The 16,246-nt window shown below is 69.8% G+C and carries 19 protein-coding genes and 1 tRNA gene; 13 read left to right on the plus strand and 7 right to left on the minus strand.

The window, feature by feature from the left end; translation table 11 throughout:
• The first annotated feature begins 51 nt into the window (after positions 1 to 51).
• Complete coding sequence (locus MFF24_RS10800) at positions 52 to 609, plus strand: hypothetical protein (RefSeq protein ID WP_238224433.1); 558 nt, start codon at positions 52 to 54, stop codon at positions 607 to 609.
• Between the two features lie 147 nt (positions 610 to 756).
• On the plus strand, positions 757 to 1,503 hold the full coding sequence (locus MFF24_RS10805; RefSeq protein ID WP_012455861.1) for a hypothetical protein: 747 nt from the start codon (positions 757 to 759) through the stop codon (positions 1,501 to 1,503).
• A 300-nt stretch (positions 1,504 to 1,803) separates the two neighbouring features.
• Here MFF24_RS10805 and MFF24_RS10810 read toward each other — a convergent pair whose 3' ends face one another.
• Both MFF24_RS10810 and MFF24_RS10815 read right to left on the minus strand, forming a co-directional pair.
• Positions 1,804 to 2,538 (minus strand): type II toxin-antitoxin system PemK/MazF family toxin, encoded by a 735-nt coding sequence (locus MFF24_RS10810; protein WP_003596782.1) that lies wholly within the window; start codon positions 2,536 to 2,538, stop codon positions 1,804 to 1,806.
• 377 nt (positions 2,539 to 2,915) lie between these two features.
• Positions 2,916 to 3,248: a helix-turn-helix domain-containing protein gene (locus tag MFF24_RS10815; protein ID WP_003604320.1), complete on the minus strand. Its 333-nt coding sequence runs from the start codon at positions 3,246 to 3,248 to the stop codon at positions 2,916 to 2,918.
• Positions 3,249 to 3,362: 114 nt separating this feature from the next.
• Between MFF24_RS10815 and MFF24_RS10820 the strand changes: the two genes are divergently transcribed.
• The 7 genes from MFF24_RS10820 to MFF24_RS10850 all read left to right on the plus strand — a co-directional run bounded on the left by MFF24_RS10820 (position 3,363) and on the right by MFF24_RS10850 (position 8,656).
• A complete protein-coding gene (locus MFF24_RS10820; RefSeq protein ID WP_012455859.1) occupies positions 3,363 to 4,028 on the plus strand; it encodes an 8-oxoguanine DNA glycosylase in 666 nt (221 codons plus the stop codon).
• Between the two features lie 61 nt (positions 4,029 to 4,089).
• A complete protein-coding gene (locus MFF24_RS10825; protein WP_003604318.1) occupies positions 4,090 to 4,491 on the plus strand; it encodes a hypothetical protein in 402 nt (133 codons plus the stop codon).
• Positions 4,488 to 5,672, plus strand: coding sequence for a nucleoside 2-deoxyribosyltransferase (locus tag MFF24_RS10830; protein WP_003604317.1), 1,185 nt, complete (start codon positions 4,488 to 4,490; stop codon positions 5,670 to 5,672). Before MFF24_RS10825 ends, MFF24_RS10830 begins: the two co-directional genes overlap by 4 nt.
• Positions 5,669 to 6,313, plus strand: a complete 645-nt coding sequence (locus MFF24_RS10835) for a 7-cyano-7-deazaguanine synthase (protein WP_003604316.1) — start codon at positions 5,669 to 5,671, stop codon at positions 6,311 to 6,313. Before MFF24_RS10830 ends, MFF24_RS10835 begins: the two co-directional genes overlap by 4 nt.
• Before the next feature lie 3 nt (positions 6,314 to 6,316).
• Positions 6,317 to 6,670, plus strand: a complete 354-nt coding sequence (locus MFF24_RS10840) for a hypothetical protein (RefSeq protein WP_003604315.1) — start codon at positions 6,317 to 6,319, stop codon at positions 6,668 to 6,670.
• Positions 6,667 to 7,854 carry a carbohydrate kinase family protein gene (locus tag MFF24_RS10845; protein WP_012455858.1) on the plus strand — a complete coding sequence of 396 codons (1,188 nt, stop codon included), beginning with the start codon at positions 6,667 to 6,669 and terminating at the stop codon, positions 7,852 to 7,854. Before MFF24_RS10840 ends, MFF24_RS10845 begins: the two co-directional genes overlap by 4 nt.
• 172 nt (positions 7,855 to 8,026) lie before the next feature.
• Positions 8,027 to 8,656: an FRG domain-containing protein gene (locus tag MFF24_RS10850; protein WP_003604313.1), complete on the plus strand. Its 630-nt coding sequence runs from the start codon at positions 8,027 to 8,029 to the stop codon at positions 8,654 to 8,656.
• 293 nt (positions 8,657 to 8,949) lie between these two features.
• On the opposite strand, the gene MFF24_RS10855 is transcribed toward MFF24_RS10850, so the two are convergent.
• Positions 8,950 to 9,025 (minus strand) — tRNA-Ala (locus MFF24_RS10855).
• A gap of 122 nt (positions 9,026 to 9,147) precedes the next feature.
• Here MFF24_RS10855 and MFF24_RS10860 point away from each other — a divergent pair.
• Entirely contained in the window at positions 9,148 to 9,438 is a 291-nt protein-coding gene (locus MFF24_RS10860; protein ID WP_108941572.1) for a YggT family protein, read from the plus strand.
• Between the two features lie 203 nt (positions 9,439 to 9,641).
• The gene (locus MFF24_RS10865) at positions 9,642 to 10,688 is read left to right on the plus strand and encodes a MaoC family dehydratase (protein ID WP_238224435.1); all 1,047 of its coding nucleotides are present in this window, start codon (positions 9,642 to 9,644) and stop codon (positions 10,686 to 10,688) included.
• 29 nt (positions 10,689 to 10,717) lie between these two features.
• Here the strand turns inward: MFF24_RS10865 and MFF24_RS10870 are convergent, their stop codons facing one another.
• Positions 10,718 to 11,509: a TSUP family transporter gene (locus MFF24_RS10870; protein WP_238224437.1), complete on the minus strand. Its 792-nt coding sequence runs from the start codon at positions 11,507 to 11,509 to the stop codon at positions 10,718 to 10,720.
• A 156-nt stretch (positions 11,510 to 11,665) separates the two neighbouring features.
• Positions 11,666 to 12,451 carry a class II glutamine amidotransferase gene (locus tag MFF24_RS10875; RefSeq protein ID WP_108941569.1) on the minus strand — a complete coding sequence of 262 codons (786 nt, stop codon included), beginning with the start codon at positions 12,449 to 12,451 and terminating at the stop codon, positions 11,666 to 11,668.
• Positions 12,452 to 12,748: 297 nt separating this feature from the next.
• Here MFF24_RS10875 and MFF24_RS10880 point away from each other — a divergent pair, with 297 nt between their 5' ends.
• The gene (locus MFF24_RS10880; RefSeq protein ID WP_108941568.1) at positions 12,749 to 13,138 is read left to right on the plus strand and encodes a response regulator; all 390 of its coding nucleotides are present in this window, start codon (positions 12,749 to 12,751) and stop codon (positions 13,136 to 13,138) included.
• Positions 13,139 to 13,250: 112 nt separating this feature from the next.
• On the opposite strand, the gene rpsU is transcribed toward MFF24_RS10880, so the two are convergent.
• Both rpsU and MFF24_RS10890 read right to left on the minus strand, forming a co-directional pair.
• Positions 13,251 to 13,559, minus strand: coding sequence for a 30S ribosomal protein S21 (rpsU, locus tag MFF24_RS10885; RefSeq protein ID WP_108941567.1), 309 nt, complete (start codon positions 13,557 to 13,559; stop codon positions 13,251 to 13,253).
• Positions 13,560 to 13,978: 419 nt separating this feature from the next.
• Positions 13,979 to 15,193, minus strand: a complete 1,215-nt coding sequence (locus MFF24_RS10890; protein ID WP_238224438.1) for a polyhydroxyalkanoate depolymerase — start codon at positions 15,191 to 15,193, stop codon at positions 13,979 to 13,981.
• A gap of 347 nt (positions 15,194 to 15,540) precedes the next feature.
• Between MFF24_RS10890 and MFF24_RS10895 the strand changes: the two genes are divergently transcribed.
• Positions 15,541 to 16,197, plus strand: coding sequence for a glutathione S-transferase family protein (locus MFF24_RS10895; RefSeq protein ID WP_238224439.1), 657 nt, complete (start codon positions 15,541 to 15,543; stop codon positions 16,195 to 16,197).
• Positions 16,198 to 16,246: the final 49 nt, after the last annotated feature.

Here is a 16,246-nt window from a genome sequence, read left to right on the forward strand (position 1 = left end):
CTCGAACCCCGCTTAGATATCCATGTGGACGTGTAACCGTCGGAGGTTAGTGTGGCGCAACGGAGGTACGGCACCATGGGCGACTCGGATTGGGCGGCGGAGCGGGCGGAGGAATACTGGCGGCTCCACGCGGAGCCCGTGCTCAAGCGCGTCGTCATCGACGCCTTCCTGTCCGGAACGGCGGCCGTGCCCCCTGCCTTGGCGAACTGGCTGGCTTCGGCGCCCATCGGGCGCGGTGCCGAGGCTGTCACGCCGCCTCCACCCCCGGAGCCTGCGCAGCAGGTGCCGCCCGGCGCCAAGGAGGTCGCGGCACCGCAAGCCGGTCCTCGGCCCAAGAGGTCCCCCCGCCCGCTCAAGGGGGTGAGCGCCGCTGCGTACGACCTCGTCAAGCGCGCAGGCAAGCCCCTGACATCCCGGGAGCTGCTCGGACAGCTGAGGGACTGGGACGGGGGCGAGCGGACCGAGGCGCGCGACAATTCCCTTCTGGCCGCGATGCGGCGGCTTCGCAAGGCCGGTTGGGTCGACTTCGACGGGACGCATTACAGCCCGTCGGCGAAGAGGCCCCGCAGCAAAGGCAGGTCCGGTCCCGCCGGGCCGGGTCGGGTCTGATCGCCCGCCCATGGCAAGGCCAATCCATCGCCTCGCAGATCGGCTCCCTGCGCAGGAAGGCAGGGCGCTGGCGGAGATCGAGACCCGGCAAGCCCGCGGCCTACCGCCCGTTCGACCATCCAACGCAAACATGGACTCGGAGCGCACATGACCACCTCGTTCGGCGACGCGCGTCGCCTGCACGTCCTGTCTCTCGTCGCCCTGCTCTCGGTCGTGACGCCGCCGCGCAGCCGGGCCGCCGACGGAACCATGAGCGAGCACGAGATCGCTCCCGGCATGGTCATCCGCGGCCTGGTCACCGCGGCGGGCGCGCGGGCCTTTCGCCTGATCGTGCGGGGAACGCTCGTTGCCTCCTTGACCGCGAGGGATGGGGCGCCGCCGACCGGGTACTGCCTCGTTGGAGAGTGGTTGTCCGTGCTGGAGGCACTGGCTGCGCCATGGCGCGCGTTCGCCGGCGAGACCTCGCCGCGGAACTTCGGACCGCCGCGCCGGTCGCATTCCGAGCGCTCACCCTTCGTCGCACGGTTCCCGGCGCGCCAAGCCCGCCTCACGGGCCCGAAGCTCGTTCGGTTCCTCGCCGAGTGCACCGCTTCCCTAGGAGCGAAGGACTCGATGCGCGGCGATGAGATCGCCCTCGTCGTCGGCACGCCGGAGACCCGAGTTCGGATCGCGTGCAGCGGTGCCGAACTTCACGTCCTGGTCCATCGAGAGCGGCGCTTGGTCATGGCCGGCACCCTGTCGCGCCTCGACCTGAGTCGGCCCGGGCGCACGCGCTGCTGCATCGGTCGCCAGTGGCTGCCCGAGTTGTTGGATTGGTTCTGGGCCGTATCCGACGATGTCGATCCTGCAGACCTCGTTCGGTTCTGCCAGGGTGCCGCCTCGGATCGGCCCTAGCCGGCGTCGGCCGATGGCGCCGACGCCCGGATGCAGGGCCGGCCCTCGCCAAGCTTAAGCTCTCGCCTCTCGGGCCGTGACGTGTGCCAGGAAGGAGCGCAGCGTGGGTGTACGGCGGTCCTTGTGCGTTCGAGGCGCATACCGCCAACGAAAAAGCCCCGCCTGAGCGGAGCTTTCGTTTGAGGGGAATACCCGCGGGCAAACCCCGACCTCCGATGGCGAGCATCTTCGGTCAGCTGAAAAGACGGTGTGACCCGCCTCCAGCGAGTGAGAGGGATATCGCATATCCGCCTCGCCGGGTCAATGATCGAGGCCCAGCACGGTTCCGAGGAGCGCTCGGATGCCGGCGAGCTCGGCGGGCGAGATGGACGGCAGCGCCGGGCGGCGGTTCACGTTGACCTGCCACAGCCGGACCAGGGAAACGGTATAGATGTGGTCGCAGACGGCCCAAACCGGGTCGGTCTGGTGGAAGAAGGGATACGTGCCCGGCTCGAACCGGAAATGATGGGTGTTGTTCTCCCGGGGCGGGCTCTTGCTCACCGGCACCACCGTGCAGCGCCCGGCGGCGCCGGCCGAGCGCGAGGACACGACGATCGCCCGCCGTTCCTTCTGCATCTCCGGCTTCACGAGGTAGGTGAAATCGCACATCACGACCCGGCCGGGGCTCGGAGCGTGCGGAACCGGCCGCCTGACCTCGGCCGTGCGGCGCGTGACGACCGAACCTTCCAGCGTCGTCAGGAACGCGTCCGCCTTCGCGGCGGCGATGCCGCCGCGAACCAGCGCCGTCTTCAGCTTGGTCCGCTCGTACTGCGCGGTGGCCTTCTCCGACAGGAAGCAGTGGCGCAACGCGCTGGCCACCGCCTCCGCGGCCTCTTCGGCGAAGCCTCCCTCGCACAGCCGGTCGAGGCAAGCCTCGCCGTCGAAGCGGGTATCGGGATGCCGGGAAATCTCCATCAATCCGCCGACGGCGAGCGCCTCGCCCTGGGCGAAGCCGAGATCCGTCATGGCCTTGAACATGCGAAAGGCGTGGGGCACCCCGAGACAAATGCTCCTGCCGATGGGAAGGCGATGGCGTAGCCCGGGCGACGTCGCGTCGGGCAGGCCGAGGGCGAGCCGATCCGTTCGAAGTCGGCAAACACCTCGGCCGACGCCGTATCCGCACGCCGGACCATTGTCATCCCACGCCGAAGGGGCCGAGCGCCGCCGGCGCCCGGGCGCCGCGATCATGCCGGGGCCTACCCGCCGTGGATGCATTCGTTTGAGCGACCAGGCCCGGGGGGGGCGGCACCCGCGCTCGTCATCGAGGCGCCGGGTCCCGCCGCCCGGGCGCGCCGCCTCGGCCTGGTCCCGGGGCACGTTCCATCCGGCGCCGAGAACGACGGTTCCCGACCTTGCCGCACCGCCCGGCGCGGCTATTCGTTTTCATTCAAGAGCGCCACCGCGGCCTCCAGGAGCGCTCGGAACGCGACCGACTGCCGTGCAGCCGCCTCCACGCGCAGCGTCAGGTTCGAGAAAGCCGCGGGATCCTCCGACGGGTGCGCACCGATGAACCGAACCGCGGCGAGATGCAGCGCGGGTCTAGGCTTATGTTGCCCTGCCAATAGCTTCGATATGGTCGCCTGGCTCGCGCCGAGGATCTTGGCAAGGGCAGCCTGCGTAAGCCCGCGCTCTCGACGCACGCGACCGAGGGCAATCGCCAGCGCATGCGCATCCCCGCCGTCAGCCGCCCGCTTGCTTCCGCTCATGAAGTCAATAAAATCGAATGATAACGAATAATCAAGGCGCGCAGGATGCAGGCTCAGACGTCCGGGAGGACGCGGTCGGTCGCGACGATTCCCGCGGACCCGGAGGCCGAATTGATGCCGGGGGTGCGGTGGGGGCGCCCGGAATGGGTGCCGAGTGCCGCGTTCTGGGCTTTCATGGTCGGTCGGGCCAGCGAGCCGGTCGACGGGTTCGTGGGGCGGGAGGTCAGCCTGGCCCACGAGATCGGCTTCTGTCTGCTCGGGGGCTACGGCATCACGGCCGAGGTCAACCACGCGGTCCATCGCGCGCTCGCCGCGGATGGGATCTTCGAGCCGGGCCGTCGTCCCGGGGCCGATGAGATCGAGGCCCTCCTGCGCAGGCCGGTCCGCATCGGCGAAAGGTCGGTGCGCTACCGCTTCCCGAAGCAGAGGGCGGGCAGGCTCGCCGACGCGCTGACGCTCATCGAGACCGATCCTCCGCCGTCGAGCGACGCCCTGGCCTTCCGACGCCACCTGATGCGCCTGCCCGGCGTCGGTCCGAAGACCGCCTCGTGGGTCACCCGGAACTGGCTGGGCTCGGACGAGGTCGCCATCCTCGACATTCACATCATCCGTGCAGGCCTCCTGATCGGCCTGTTCGAGCGGCCGATCCGCCTCCCGCGGGACTACGAGGCGCTCGAACGGCGCTTCCTGCAGTTCTGCGTGGCCCTGGACGCGAAGCCGTCGCTGGTCGATGCCGTCATGTGGCGGGCGATGCGCAACATCGGCCGGGGACCGGTTTGACCGGCGACGGCGGAGGCCGATAAGAAATCAGGTCTCCTTCACCAGTGGCCGGGCAAGCGGGATGTCGGGGGGCAGCAAGAAAAGTTCGGGCCGTCGCCTGGTCGCGCCGGCCGGTGCAGGGCCGGGCGCGCCGAGCTCGACCGCCGGATCGGAGGGCGGGAATGCGCCGACGGGCTCGCCCTGCGACCTCAGTTACGACGTCGAACTGACCGGGGTCCGGGCCGACGTCGTCGCCGTCGTGCGCATCGGCGACGTCCTGGACGTCGCGCTGCACAGGGCGGGTGCGTTCGAGACCGCCGTGTGCCGTACCCGCCCCGCCGGGCAGGTGGTCGGCACGCTGGCGAACGTCGAAGGCCTCGACGAACTTCTCGGTTGCCTGCGCACCCACCACCGCTACGCGGCGACCGTGACGCAGGTCGGCCGCCTCCTCTGTCGCGTCGCCATCGCACCGGTGCTGGGTTGATCGTCGCCGGAGGGTCCTACCTGGAGATCTGCGAGATCCCGCGCTGGCGCCGGCTGTTCGGTTCGGGCGGCCGTGCCGCCGCGGCGGTCGGGCAGCTCTCGCCGGGCAGCAGCCTTCACACCTATGCCTTCGCAGGCTGGGCCCGCGACGTCGAGAGCTCGATGCACGCCTGCGGGGTGACGGCGACGGTAATGCCCATCGCCGAGGAGATCAGCTTCGGCTACTTCCATGCCCTGTCGCCGGCCACGCTGCGGCCCGGCGTGCCGACGCGACACCCGGCCCTCTCGGTCGACGGGCGGGTCGTGCTGCGTTTCGGCTTCGTGGAGGGCGACGCGGTCGTGTCCGCGGAGCGGGCGGTCCACGACCCGCAGGGCGACGACGTTGTCCCGTTCCGCGCCAACGGGTCCCGGGCCGAGGCCCTGGCCGTAGTCCTGAACGAGGGGGAGGCGGAGGGGGCGACGGGCGAGGAGGGGCCGGCCGCAGGCGAGGCCGTTCTCGCCCTGCACGCGGCCGACGTGGTCGTGGTCAAGCGTGGCTGCTCGGGCGCGACCGTCCACCGGCCTGGTCGCGACCCCGTCGCGGTGCCCGCTTATCGATCCGCCCGCGTGTTCAAGATCGGCTCGGGCGACGTCTTCAGCGCCGCCTTCGCGCATCACTGGGGCGAGCGCGGCCTCGACGCCGCGGCGGCGGCCGACCTGGCGTCGCGCGCGGTCCACCATTTCGTCGACACGCGCTCGCTGCCGCTGCCCGCGGCCGCCGACCTCGCCGACCAGGCGCTCGCACCCGTGGGCGGGGAGCCCGGCCGCGTCTACCTCGCGGCCCCGTTCTTCCACATCGCCCAACGCTGGCTCGTCGAGGAGGCACGGGACCGGCTGCACGCCCTCGGCGCGTCTGTCTTCTCGCCGTTGCACGACGTGGGCACGGGGGGCGGCGCCGTCGCCCTCGCCACCGCCGACCTCGCGGGGCTCGACGGCTGCCAAGCCGTGCTCGCCCTGCTCGACGGGGCGGACCCGGGCTCGATCTTCGAGGTTGGACATGCGCGGGCGCGCGGCATCCCAGTGGTCGTGCTGGCCGAACGCCTCGACGAGCATCACCTGACCATGCTGGCCGGCACCGGCTGCGAGGTCGTCGACGATTTCGCCTCCGCCCTCTATCGGGTCGTGTGGGCCTCGCTGCGATGAGGGTTCTGCTGTTTTCCGGCGGCCTCGATTCGACCGCCCTCGCTTGGTGGCAGAGGCCGGACGCCTGCCTGTTCGTCGATTACGGCCAGCGGCCGGCGGCGGGCGAAAGGGCGGCTGCGACGTCCATCGCGGCCGAGTTCGGGCTGCGGCTCGAAACGCTTCAGGTCGACCTGTCCGGGCTTGGCCTCGGGCCCCTGGCCGGCGGGGAGCCCGCCGCGCTCGCGCGTGCCCCCGAATGGTGGCCCTACCGCAACCAGATCCTGGTCACCCTCGCAGGCATGCGCTTCGTCGCGGAAGGCCTGTCGGAGATCCTCATCGGAACGGTGGCGACCGATGTCCACGCCGACGGACGCGCCCCATTCCTGCGGACGCTCGACCGACTGATGCGGCTCCAGGAGGGTGGGGTGCGCGTCGTGGCGCCCGCACGGCACCTGAGCGGGCCGGCCCTTCTCGCGGCGTCCGGCCTTCCCGCCTCGGCGCTCGGTGCGACATTCTCCTGTCACGTCATGGAATATGCCTGCGGGCAGTGCCGCGGATGCGAGAAGCATCGCGAGACCTTGCGGTCGTTCGGCCTGCGGTCCGACGTGAAGGCATCCCGCGCGGCCCCGGACCGACCGGACGCGGCGCGGGCGGAGGGTTGACGAATGGGCGGAGGGCTCCCACCCAAACGCCGCCGCATGCCGTACGGCATGGGACAGGTCCGGACAGGGTCCGACGAGTGCGACCTGACCTTCACGGTCGACCTGATCGGTGTCCGCCGCGACGCCACGCGCGGCCTGCAGGCCGGAGACGTGTTGGAGGTGGACCTCGTGGCCGGCGCGGGCGCCAGCACCGCAGTCTGCCGCACCGCCGACGGGGCGACCGTCGGCGCCCTCGCCGCGTTCCGCGGCCTCGTGAGCCTGCTCGGCTGCCTCGACCAGGGGGTGCGGTTCGAGGCCCTCATCGAGGATGTCGGCGCGACGCGCTGCACCGTTACGGTCACGAGGGCCGAGGCGTGAACGTCGTCGGCGGCACATATTTCGAGAGCTGCGCGTTCCCCGCCTGGGCCGGCCTGTTCGGTTCGGGCGCGCGCGCCGCCATGGCGGTGAGCGCGCTGTCCCCGGGCACCCGCCTGAGCACGTATGCTTACGCCGAGTCGGCCGGCGACCTCCGGGCGACCATGGCCGCCTTCGAGGTCGAGACGGACATCGTCGCCATCGGGGAGCGGCTCGAATTCGAGTATTGGCATCCCCTTCGCAAGAGCTGGGTTCCCGAGGCCGGCCGGCGCTACGCCGACCTGGCCGTCACCGGCGACGTCGTGCTCGGGTTCGGCATGCTGGAGGGCACGGCCCGGCTCACGGCCGGCCGGGCGGTCTACGACCCGCGCTCCGCCGACCCCGCGTCCTCCTTCGTGCGTTCCGGCTCGCGGGCGACGGAGCAACTCGCCTACGTGGTGCAGGATGCCGACTTGGTCCGGCTCGGGCCGCTCCCGGACCCGCGCGACGCCGCGACCGGCGTCATGGCCCGCGAGGGCGCCACGCTCGTCGTGTCGCGCCACGCATTCGGCGGTGCCACGGTGTACCGGGGCGACGCCCCCGGCATCCCGGTGCCGGCGTACGCCGCCCGCCGCTGGTTCAGGATCGGGGCCGGCGACGTCTTCTGCGCGGCCTTCGCGCATTATTGGGGCGAGCGTGGCTTCGACGCCGTGGGGGCGGCCGACCTCGCGTCCCGCTGCGTGGCGTGGTTCAACGACGGGGCTCGGTTGCCGCTGCCTCCGCCGGACGAGCTCGAAGGGATGGAGGCGGTGCCCGGGCGCCCCGCGTCGGGTTGCCGGGTCTACCTGTCCGGACCGCGCCGGACCATGGCCCAAAGATGGCTCTTCGACGAGGCGGCCGCTTACCTCGACGCGCTCGGGTTCAGGACGGAGACGGCGTTTGCGGACGACGGCCCCCGCTCACCCACGCGAGCGAATTGGCCGCCCCGGCCTCGCGTGCCCCATTCAGCCCTCCTAGCCCTGGGCGACGTCGCCGACCTCGGGACGAACCTTCACGTCGGCTACGCGCAAGCCAACGGCATGCCGGTGGTGCTGCTCGCCGAGACGGCCTCCGGCGGGGATTTGACGATGTTCTCGGGAAGCGGCTGCGAGGTGACGCACGATCTCGCCACGGCGCTCTACCGGACGTGTGTGGCATGCCTGCGGTGATCGGCGGCCGGGAGGGCACCCGTTGAGGCCGCCACGGTTTCCACCCGCTCCGGCGCGCCTGCGGGCGCCTGATCGCACGCCGTCCCCGTCCGGACCATCGGGGTCCGGCGATGGAGAGGGCGGGCCGGCGCAGGAGCGCTGGCAGGCGTTCCACGCCTTCCTGGCGGCACGCATGAACTCACGATGGGTGTTCCGCGGCTGCGCGTCGAAGGCCTTCGAGTGCAAGCCCAGCGCCGGCCGGGGCGCCGAGTTCGACCCGCGCCACGAACGGCAACTGTTCCAGGATTTCAAGCGCGAGGCCAGGCTGCACGTCGCGATGCCCGGGGCGACGGATTGGGACTGGCTGGCGCTGGGTCAGCATTACGGTCTCCCGACCCGCTTGCTCGACTGGACGACCAATCCGCTCATCGCCTGCTTCTTCGCCGTTGCCAGCCAGCCCGCGAACGAGGACGCCATCGTGTACGCGCATCCGCTCGGCGGCAGTTCCATGATCGACCCCGAGCGGGGTCCCGGCCCCTTCGAGATCGCCGAGGTCGGCTTCCTGCTGCCCTCCGCCCTGGCGCCCCGCATCGCGAGCCAGAAGGGCCTGTTCTCGGCCCACCCCGATCCGGCCTCGGCGTGGACGCCGCCCGGCATGGCGGAGAACAGCTTCGAGATCCCGCGGGACACCCGCGCGGTCTTCCAGCGCAACCTGTTCCAGCTCGGCGTGGATGCGGCCCACATCTGGGCCAGCCTCGAAGGCGTCTGCCTCTCGCTGACGTGGCAGTACCGCCTCCGAATCGGGCTCGGCGCGGCCTTGTAGCCCCCGCCGCTCGGAATCCCTGGATCATCCGGTCCGGACGACGGCGGTCCCGCCAAGCCGGTGCAGGCTTCGATATTCACCGGCCGGCGCGCCCTCTACCAACGCGCACGGCGTGGGTCAGGCACAGCAAGGGTTGCCCCGTAGCTGCGCGGGGGTGGTGTGGATATCCTGTCGAAAACCGGACCACGCCTGGGATTTAGCGAAACGGAAGCGTGGGAGGAATTGGGATTTATCCGGGAGCTGCCACTCCCCAAGTCCTTGATGCCACACACCAATTTTCAAGCGAAAGTCGGTGGTGGAGCTGAGGGGATTCGAACCCCTGACCTCCGCAGTGCGATTGCGGCGCTCTCCCATCTGAGCTACAGCCCCGTCCGAGGCGAGGGCCTTGTAGGCTTGTCCGCTTCGGCCTGTCAATTCCGGAAATTTCCCGCCGCGCCCGCGTCCCTCACGCCGGGTCTCCGTGCGGGGCGACGAGGACCGATACCCCCCGCATGAATGCCCTGCTCTGGCTCTTCAACACCATCATCCAGCTCTACATCTACGTCCTCATCGCGAGCGCCGTGCTGAGCTGGCTCGTGGCCTTCAACGTGGTCAACGTGCGCAATCCGATCGTCTCGCAGATCGGCGAGTTCCTCTATCGCGTCACCGAGCCGGTGCTGCGGCCGATCCGTAACCTGCTTCCCAATCTCGGCGGCGTCGACATCTCGCCGATCATCCTGATCCTGCTCCTGCTGTTCGCGCAGAAGCTCGCCACCGACCTCTACGTCCAGATCGCCTTCTGACCCGCCGGGCCCGGCCACGCGGCGCGGCATTGCGCGCGGGCCGGACCCGTTGCTAAGGCGAGAGGGCAGCGGATTTGCGGAGTGGCGCCGGCCCGTCCGAAAAGCCGATGCAGAATCAGGACGTTAGGGTCTCGACTGAATATCGTATTCAGGGCGGGACCGCCCCGGCCAGGAAGAGCCGTGACGGGAGCGACGCGCAAGCTATGAAGACCAATCCGGGCCGCTTCTTCGAGGATTTCCGCCTCGGAGAGACCATCCGCCACGCCACGCCGCGCACCGTCACCACGGGCGACGTGGCGCTCTACACCGCCCTCTACGGCCCACGCTTCGCCGTGCAGTCCTCGGACGCCTTCGCGCGTGCGATCGGATATCCGGCAAGCCCGCTCGACGATTGGCTCACCTTCCACGTGGTGTTCGGCAAGACCGTGCCGGACATCTCCCTCAACGCACTGGCCAATCTCGGCTACGCCGAGGGCGGTTTCCACCGCCCGGTCTATCCCGGCGAGACGCTCTCCACCGTCTCCGAGGTGATCGGCCTGAAGGAGAGCTCCAACCGTCAGACCGGCGTGGTCTACGTGCGCTCCACCGGCTCGGATGCCTCGGGCCGGACCGTGCTGAGCTATTGCCGCTGGGTGCTCGTGCGCAAGCGCGACCCCGAGGCCAAGATCGCCGAGGAGCATGTACCCCAGCTCGCCAAGGTCGTGAGCCCGGCCGACCTCGCGGGCGCCCTGCCCCCGTTCGATCCGGCGGCTTACGACGATGCGCTCGCCGGCAGCCCGCATCGCTTCGGCGATTACGCGGTCGGCGAGAAGATCGATCACGTCGACGGCATGACCGTCGAGGAGGCCGAGCACCAGATCGCCACGCGCCTGTTCCAGAACACCGCCAAGGTCCATTTCGACGCCGTGGCGACACGGGAGACCAAGTTCGGCAAGCGCCTGATCTATGGCGGCCACGTCATCTCGCTCGCCCGCGCGCTGAGCTTCAACGGGCTCGCCAACGCCTTCGCCATCGGCGGCATCAATGCCGGCCGCCACGTGGCGCCACTGTTTGCCGGCGATACGGTCTACGCTTGGTCCGAGGTGCTGGAGACCGCCGAACTGCCCGGCCGCAGCGATATCGGTGCGCTGCGCCTGCGCACGGTGGCGGCCAAGAACCAGCCCTGTGGGGCTTATCCGGACCGGCAGGGCGAGGGCTACGACCCGTCGGTGATCCTCGATCTCGACTACTGGGCCTTCATCCCGCGCTGAAGCCTCGGCCCGCAAGGGGCTTGAGACGCTTACGAAAAGAGCCCGGCCACGGCCTGACGCAGGGGGTTGGCCGGGTTCGACAGAAGGCGCAGCGCCATCGCGCAGGCGATGAGCACGAGAAGCGGACGGATCAGCCGGGCGCCGAGGCGCACGGCGAGCGCCGAGCCGACCTGGGCACCGAGGAAGGCGCCAGCCGCCATTGTGAGCCCCACCGGCCAGATCACCGCCCCCTGGAGCGTGAACAGGGCGAGGCTGCCCAGATTGCTCGCGGCGTTCGACAGCTTGGTGTGGGCGGTGGCGCGCACCACGCCGAGCCCGAGCAGGGTGACGAATCCGATCATGTAGAACGAGCCGGCACCGGGCCCGAACACGCCGTCGTAGAAGCCGACCGCGGGCGCCAGCGTCACGGCGAACAGGCCGGGGGTGATGCGCGCCGCCGCGTCCTCGTTGCTCATCCGCCGGGCGGTGGCGAAATAGAGCGCGATGCCGACGAGCATGACCGGCACCAGCGCGTCGAGGACCGGGCGCGGCAGCAGGCTGACGCAGAGCGCGCCCGCGACCGAGGCGAGGCCGGCCCCGAGCGCAGCGGGGGCGGCCTCGCGCCAGCGGATCAGCCCGCGCCGGGCGAAGGCGATCGTGGCCGAGACCGAGCCGGCGCTGCCCTGCAGCTTGTTGGTGGCGATCGCGCTCACCGGATCGAGCCCGGCGAGCAGCAGGGCCGGCAGGGTCATCAGCCCGCCCCCGCCGGCGATGGCGTCGATGGCGCCCGCTACCACGGCCACGCCGAACAGACCGGCGACCGTCTCAAGCTCGATACTCATCGGGGATCCCAAAGGGCTTCAAGCCCTTTGGCGGGTCGTCAGGGTAGAGCCCTGAAGCCGGCGAAACCGGTTTGCAGGGCTTTAGCCCTGCACCTTTGACAAGGACTCGTCCTTTCAAAACCTTCACCATGGCTGCGGGCTCAGGGCAAGCCTGCATCAGGCGGCGGCGCGCTCCGCGCGCGGCAGGCTGACGGTGGCGCGGTGGCCGCGGCTGGCCCGCAGCGTTCCGCCCTTGGGCACGATCGTCCAGCCCTCCTTGCAGCCGTCGATCGGCTCGGAGACGACGGTGAGGCCGCGCTCGCTCTCGCGGTAGTACAGGCTCGGCGGGCGGCCGTCGCAGGCCCAGCGGAAGGCGGTGAGGCTCTCGCCGTCGGTGAGCACCGCGGTGAAGCGGAAGGCTTCCGTGATCCGGGCCTCCTGCATCAGCCCGCGCACGGTGGCGCAGGTCGCCTCCATCGCGGCGACGGGATCGGTGTCGAGGCCGTTGGCGAGCGCCAGCAGGAAGAGCGCTTCTGAATCGGTCGAACCGCGGCGGGTGTCGTAGAGCTCGTCCGGGATCAGCGCCTCCAGGCGTCGCTTGATCCGGTGATAGCCGCCGATCTGGCCGTTATGCATGAACAGGTGCCGGCCATGGGCGAAGGGATGGCAGTTGGCCCGCGTCGTCGCCGTGCCGGTCGCCGCACGGACATGGGCGAAGAAGGTCCGCGCCCGCACCTGACGGCAGAGGTTCACCAGGTTCTCGTCCGACCAGGCCGGGCAGATGTCGCGGTAGAGGCCGGGCTCGGCATGCTCGCCGTACCAGCCGATCCCGAACCCGTCGCCGTTGGTCTCGGTCTTGGCCTCTGAGGCGTGCAGCGACTGATGGACCAGCGAATGGGTCGGGGCGCAGACCAGCTCGTTCAGGAGGACCGGCTCACCGAGATAGGCGAGGAAGCGGCACATGGTGGGACAAGAGCCTCCTTTGCGGTCCAGGGCGACGCATGCAAGCATCGGTCCGTTCGGACCGCCACGCGTCGCCGGACTGTAACAATTCGCTTCGTGTGGTGAACAGCCCGTTAAGGAGCGGCGCGGTTCGTGCGGTTCAGACCGGCACAATTTCACTGAACCGATCATCCCCGAACTTGTTGTCGCAGGGCAAGCATCGACGCCGCCGCCGATTCCGTCGCGGTCTGCCCTTGCGCGACGTGCCCTTGGCCGGGCCGCCGCTCCGAACCGCTCGCACAGCTTCAGGGAGACATCATGGCTCACACCGGAGACAGCCCGGTCGCGCTCCTCGTCGAGGACGACGAGGCCGCCCGCGATCTCGCGACCGCCCTGATCGAGGAGACCGACCTCGACGTCATCGCCTGTTCGAGCGCCGAGGACGCGCTCGCCGTGCTGGAGCGCGGCGATGTGACGGTGGCGATGGTGATCGCCGACACGCATCTCTCGGGCGCAATGGACGGGGCGGCGCTGGCGCGCACCGTCGAGGACCGCTGGCCGGAGGTGCGGCTCGTGGTGACCTCCGAGGCCCGCGAGGAGGGCCGCACCGAGATCCCGCCTCACGCGGTCTACATGCGTAAGCCCTGGCTGCCCCTGGAATTGCTGCGGCAGGCGGAACGCGCCACGCTCACCGCGCGCGCCGCTTGAAGCGATTCGCTTCCCACGAAAAAGGCCCCGCCGGTCGAACCGGAGGGGCCTTTTTCGTATCCGGATCGCGCGCGGCCCGTTGCGGGGCCGGCGCGTCGCGAAGGGTTTCGCCTCAGGACGCGGCGGCGGGCGCCTGGACGGCGGCCGGCTGCTGCGAGAAGCTCGGCATGCCGGGACGGCGCGGGGCGCCGGTCCGGGGCTTCGGCTTCGGCGCGGCGATCAGGCCCTCGCGGATCGCGGTCTTGCGGGCCTGCTTGCGGGCGCGGCGGACGGCCTCGGCCTTCTCGCGAGCCTTGCGCACGGAGGGCTTCTCGTAGGCCTTGCGCTGCTTCATCTCGCGGAAGATGCCCTCACGCTGCATCTTCTTCTTGAGGACGCGGAGCGCCTGATCGACGTTGTTATCGCGAACGAGTACCTGCAACGGAATCAACCCCTAGGATCTGTTGTTTCGAACCGCACCGGCCTCGGATTCCCGGCGGAACCGGGAAAAAGCCGTCAGGCGCCCCTGCCCCGGTTTTGTTCCGGAGGAGGCGTCGTGACGGCAGCCGAATCGGTGCGAAAGAATTGCACCTGAGCGCGCGGCATACACGAAACAGGTTCGTGTTGGAAGTGCGCGAAAGCCTCTTGCAAGCGCGGGACCGAGCGGTTTTCGCTCCACGCCGTCATCGCGAGGCTCGGCGCAAGCGATCCAGGGCGCGCCGTTGCCGGATGGAGCGCCGCTGCTGGAGAGCGCCGCTGCTGGAGAGCGCCGCTGCTGGAGAGCGCCGCTGCTGGAGAGCGCCGCTGCTGGAGAGCGCCGCTGCTGGAGAGCGCCGCTCCGCTCGCAAGGACGGAGGCGTCTCACGCGTGCGAGGCGATGAAGTTGCGCACGATCGGGTAGGTCTGCGCTTCCCACTTGCGCCCCGAGAACACGCCGTAATGGCCCACCCCCGCTTGAAGATGGTGGCTCTTCATATGCGGCGGCAGACCCGAGCAGAGGTCGTGGGCGGCCATGGTCTGTCCCACCGCGCAGATATCGTCGCGCTCGCCTTCCACCGTCATCAGGGCGGTGTGGCGGATGGCGCCCATGTCGATGGGCTCGCCGCGATAGGTGAGCTGGTTGCGGGCGAGGGTGTAGTCCTGGAAGACGATCTTGACCGTCTCGAGGTAGAACTCGGCGGCGAGGTCGAGGACGGCGAAATACTCGTCGTAGAAGGTCTCGATCGCCTGCGCCTTGTCGGCGCTGCCGTCGACATAGTGCCAGAACAGGTCCGTATGCGCGTCCCTGTGGCGCTTGGCGTTCATCGAGACGAAGGCCGAGACCTGCGTGAAGCCGGGATAGACCCGCCGCCCCGCGCCCTTGTGGCGGCCGGGCACCGTCTCGATCAGGTTCTTCTCGAACCACTCGATCGGCTTCGAGGTCGCGAGCCGGTTCACCGAGGTCGGGCTGACGCGGCAATCGACCGGCCCGGCCATCAGGGTCATGCTGCGCGGCTGCGCCGGGTTCTTGGTGTGCGCCATCAGCGCCGTGGCGGCGAGCGCCTGCACGGCGGGCTGGCACACGGCCATGAGATGGGCGCCCTCGCCGACGGTCTCCAGAAAGCGCACCACGTGATCGACGTAGTCGTCGAAGCCGAAGCGCCCTTCCGAGACCGGCACGTCACGGGCGTTGTGCCAGTCGGTGATGTAGACGTCGTGGTCGGGCAACAGGGTGCGCACGGTGCTGCGCAGCAGCGTGGCGAAGTGGCCCGAGAGGGGGGCGAGCACCAGCACCTTGGGCTGAACGGTGTCGATATCCTTGCGGAAGCGGAGCAGGGTGCCGAAGGGCGTGGCGAGCACCGGCTCCTCGATCACGGGCACTTCGCGGTTGCCGACCATGGCGGAATGGATGCCGTAGGCCGGCCGCGTGAAAGTGAGGCCGGCGCGCATCATCATGCGCGCCCCCGCCGACCACCATTTCGCGGCGTCATGCCAGGGCGTCCGCATCCACGGCGCGGAGGCTTCCTGCAGGAGGCGGCCCCATTGGCGGGTCTGCCGGGCGATGTCCGATTGGACATCGAAGGCTTGGTAGAGCATCGGGCCGAACTCCAAGCGCGCAAGGTGCCTGCACGCGCCAATCTCTCGCGAACGTCCCGAATGGCCCGGATTCGCCCGCTTCGCTTCCCGCCTCGTCCTGCCGCCCTCAGGAGCTGATGCCGGACGAACAGGCTAAGCGGTTCTGAGTTGGGCGCAACCGAACAAAAGTATATCGCGCAGGGCTGTGATGCCAATGCATCACTTTGCACGTCTGCCGGGAAAAGGGGAATTCTTTTGCCGGAAAAGTGGAAGCCGAGGCGGGATGCTCGGCACGAGTCTTGGATGCCGCCTTGAGGTCCGAGGCCTGAGCCGCAGGCTCGGGCGGACGCGCAATCCGGAGAAGAGTCATGGCCGAGGCGACCCTCACGATCTCCAGCCGCAACTACTCGTCCTGGTCCCTGCGCGGCTGGCTGCTGTGCCGGATGGCCGGGCTCGATCTCTCGGTGACGATTCTGTCCGGCTCGGACGCGGCGACGCGGGCCGAACTGCTCCACCTGTCGCCGTCCTTCCTGGTGCCGCGGCTCGAACACGGCGCGATCACGGTGTGGGACGTGCTCGCCATCGCCGAATATCTCAACGAGATCCGGCCGGAGGCCGGCCTCCTGCCCGAGGCGCCCGCCGAGCGCGCCCGCTGCCGCGCGGTCTCGGGCGAGATGCATGGCGGCTTCATCAACCTGCGCTCGGCCCTGCCGATGAACCTGCGCAGCCTCCACCGCGGCTTCAAGATCTTCAACGGTGCCAAGGGCGACATCGAGCGAATCTGCGCGATCTTCGAGGATTGCCTGTCGCGCTCGGGCGGACCCTACCTGTTCGGGGCGCGGCCGACCCTGGCGGATGCGATGTACGCGCCCGTCTGCACCCGCTTCCGCACCTACGACGTCGCCCTCCCCTTCACCGCCGCGACCTACCGCGACACGATCCTCGCCTGGGATCTGATGAACGAGTGGGCGGCCCTTGCCGAGAGCGAACCGGAGGAGATCGAGGAACTCGACATGGAGTTTTAGAGTGCCTCACAAAGCTCCCGGTCACCGACCGTTCTCGCTCGGGCGAGGA

This window comes from Methylorubrum aminovorans (assembly GCF_022179725.1).
GTDB lineage: Bacteria > Pseudomonadota > Alphaproteobacteria > Rhizobiales > Beijerinckiaceae > Methylobacterium > Methylobacterium aminovorans.

What these genes read in the sequence shown, in the direction of transcription:
- MFF24_RS10805 (WP_012455861.1), top strand. Translation starts at nt 757, where the DNA reads ATGACCACCTCGTTCGGCGACGCGCGTCGCCTGCACGTCCTGTCTCTC.
- MFF24_RS10815 (WP_003604320.1), bottom strand. Translation starts at nt 3,248, where the DNA reads ATGAGCGGAAGCAAGCGGGCGGCTGACGGCGGGGATGCGCATGCGCTG.
- MFF24_RS10820 (WP_012455859.1), top strand. Translation starts at nt 3,363, where the DNA reads ATGCCGGGGGTGCGGTGGGGGCGCCCGGAATGGGTGCCGAGTGCCGCG.
- MFF24_RS10825 (WP_003604318.1), top strand. Translation starts at nt 4,090, where the DNA reads ATGTCGGGGGGCAGCAAGAAAAGTTCGGGCCGTCGCCTGGTCGCGCCG.
- MFF24_RS10835 (WP_003604316.1), top strand. Translation starts at nt 5,669, where the DNA reads ATGAGGGTTCTGCTGTTTTCCGGCGGCCTCGATTCGACCGCCCTCGCT.
- MFF24_RS10840 (WP_003604315.1), top strand. Translation starts at nt 6,317, where the DNA reads ATGGGCGGAGGGCTCCCACCCAAACGCCGCCGCATGCCGTACGGCATG.
- MFF24_RS10850 (WP_003604313.1), top strand. Translation starts at nt 8,027, where the DNA reads ATGAACTCACGATGGGTGTTCCGCGGCTGCGCGTCGAAGGCCTTCGAG.
- MFF24_RS10860 (WP_108941572.1), top strand. Translation starts at nt 9,148, where the DNA reads ATGAATGCCCTGCTCTGGCTCTTCAACACCATCATCCAGCTCTACATC.
- MFF24_RS10865 (WP_238224435.1), top strand. Translation starts at nt 9,642, where the DNA reads ATGAAGACCAATCCGGGCCGCTTCTTCGAGGATTTCCGCCTCGGAGAG.
- MFF24_RS10870 (WP_238224437.1), bottom strand. Translation starts at nt 11,509, where the DNA reads ATGAGTATCGAGCTTGAGACGGTCGCCGGTCTGTTCGGCGTGGCCGTG.
- MFF24_RS10875 (WP_108941569.1), bottom strand. Translation starts at nt 12,451, where the DNA reads ATGTGCCGCTTCCTCGCCTATCTCGGTGAGCCGGTCCTCCTGAACGAG.
- MFF24_RS10880 (WP_108941568.1), top strand. Translation starts at nt 12,749, where the DNA reads ATGGCTCACACCGGAGACAGCCCGGTCGCGCTCCTCGTCGAGGACGAC.
- MFF24_RS10890 (WP_238224438.1), bottom strand. Translation starts at nt 15,193, where the DNA reads ATGCTCTACCAAGCCTTCGATGTCCAATCGGACATCGCCCGGCAGACC.
- MFF24_RS10895 (WP_238224439.1), top strand. Translation starts at nt 15,541, where the DNA reads ATGGCCGAGGCGACCCTCACGATCTCCAGCCGCAACTACTCGTCCTGG.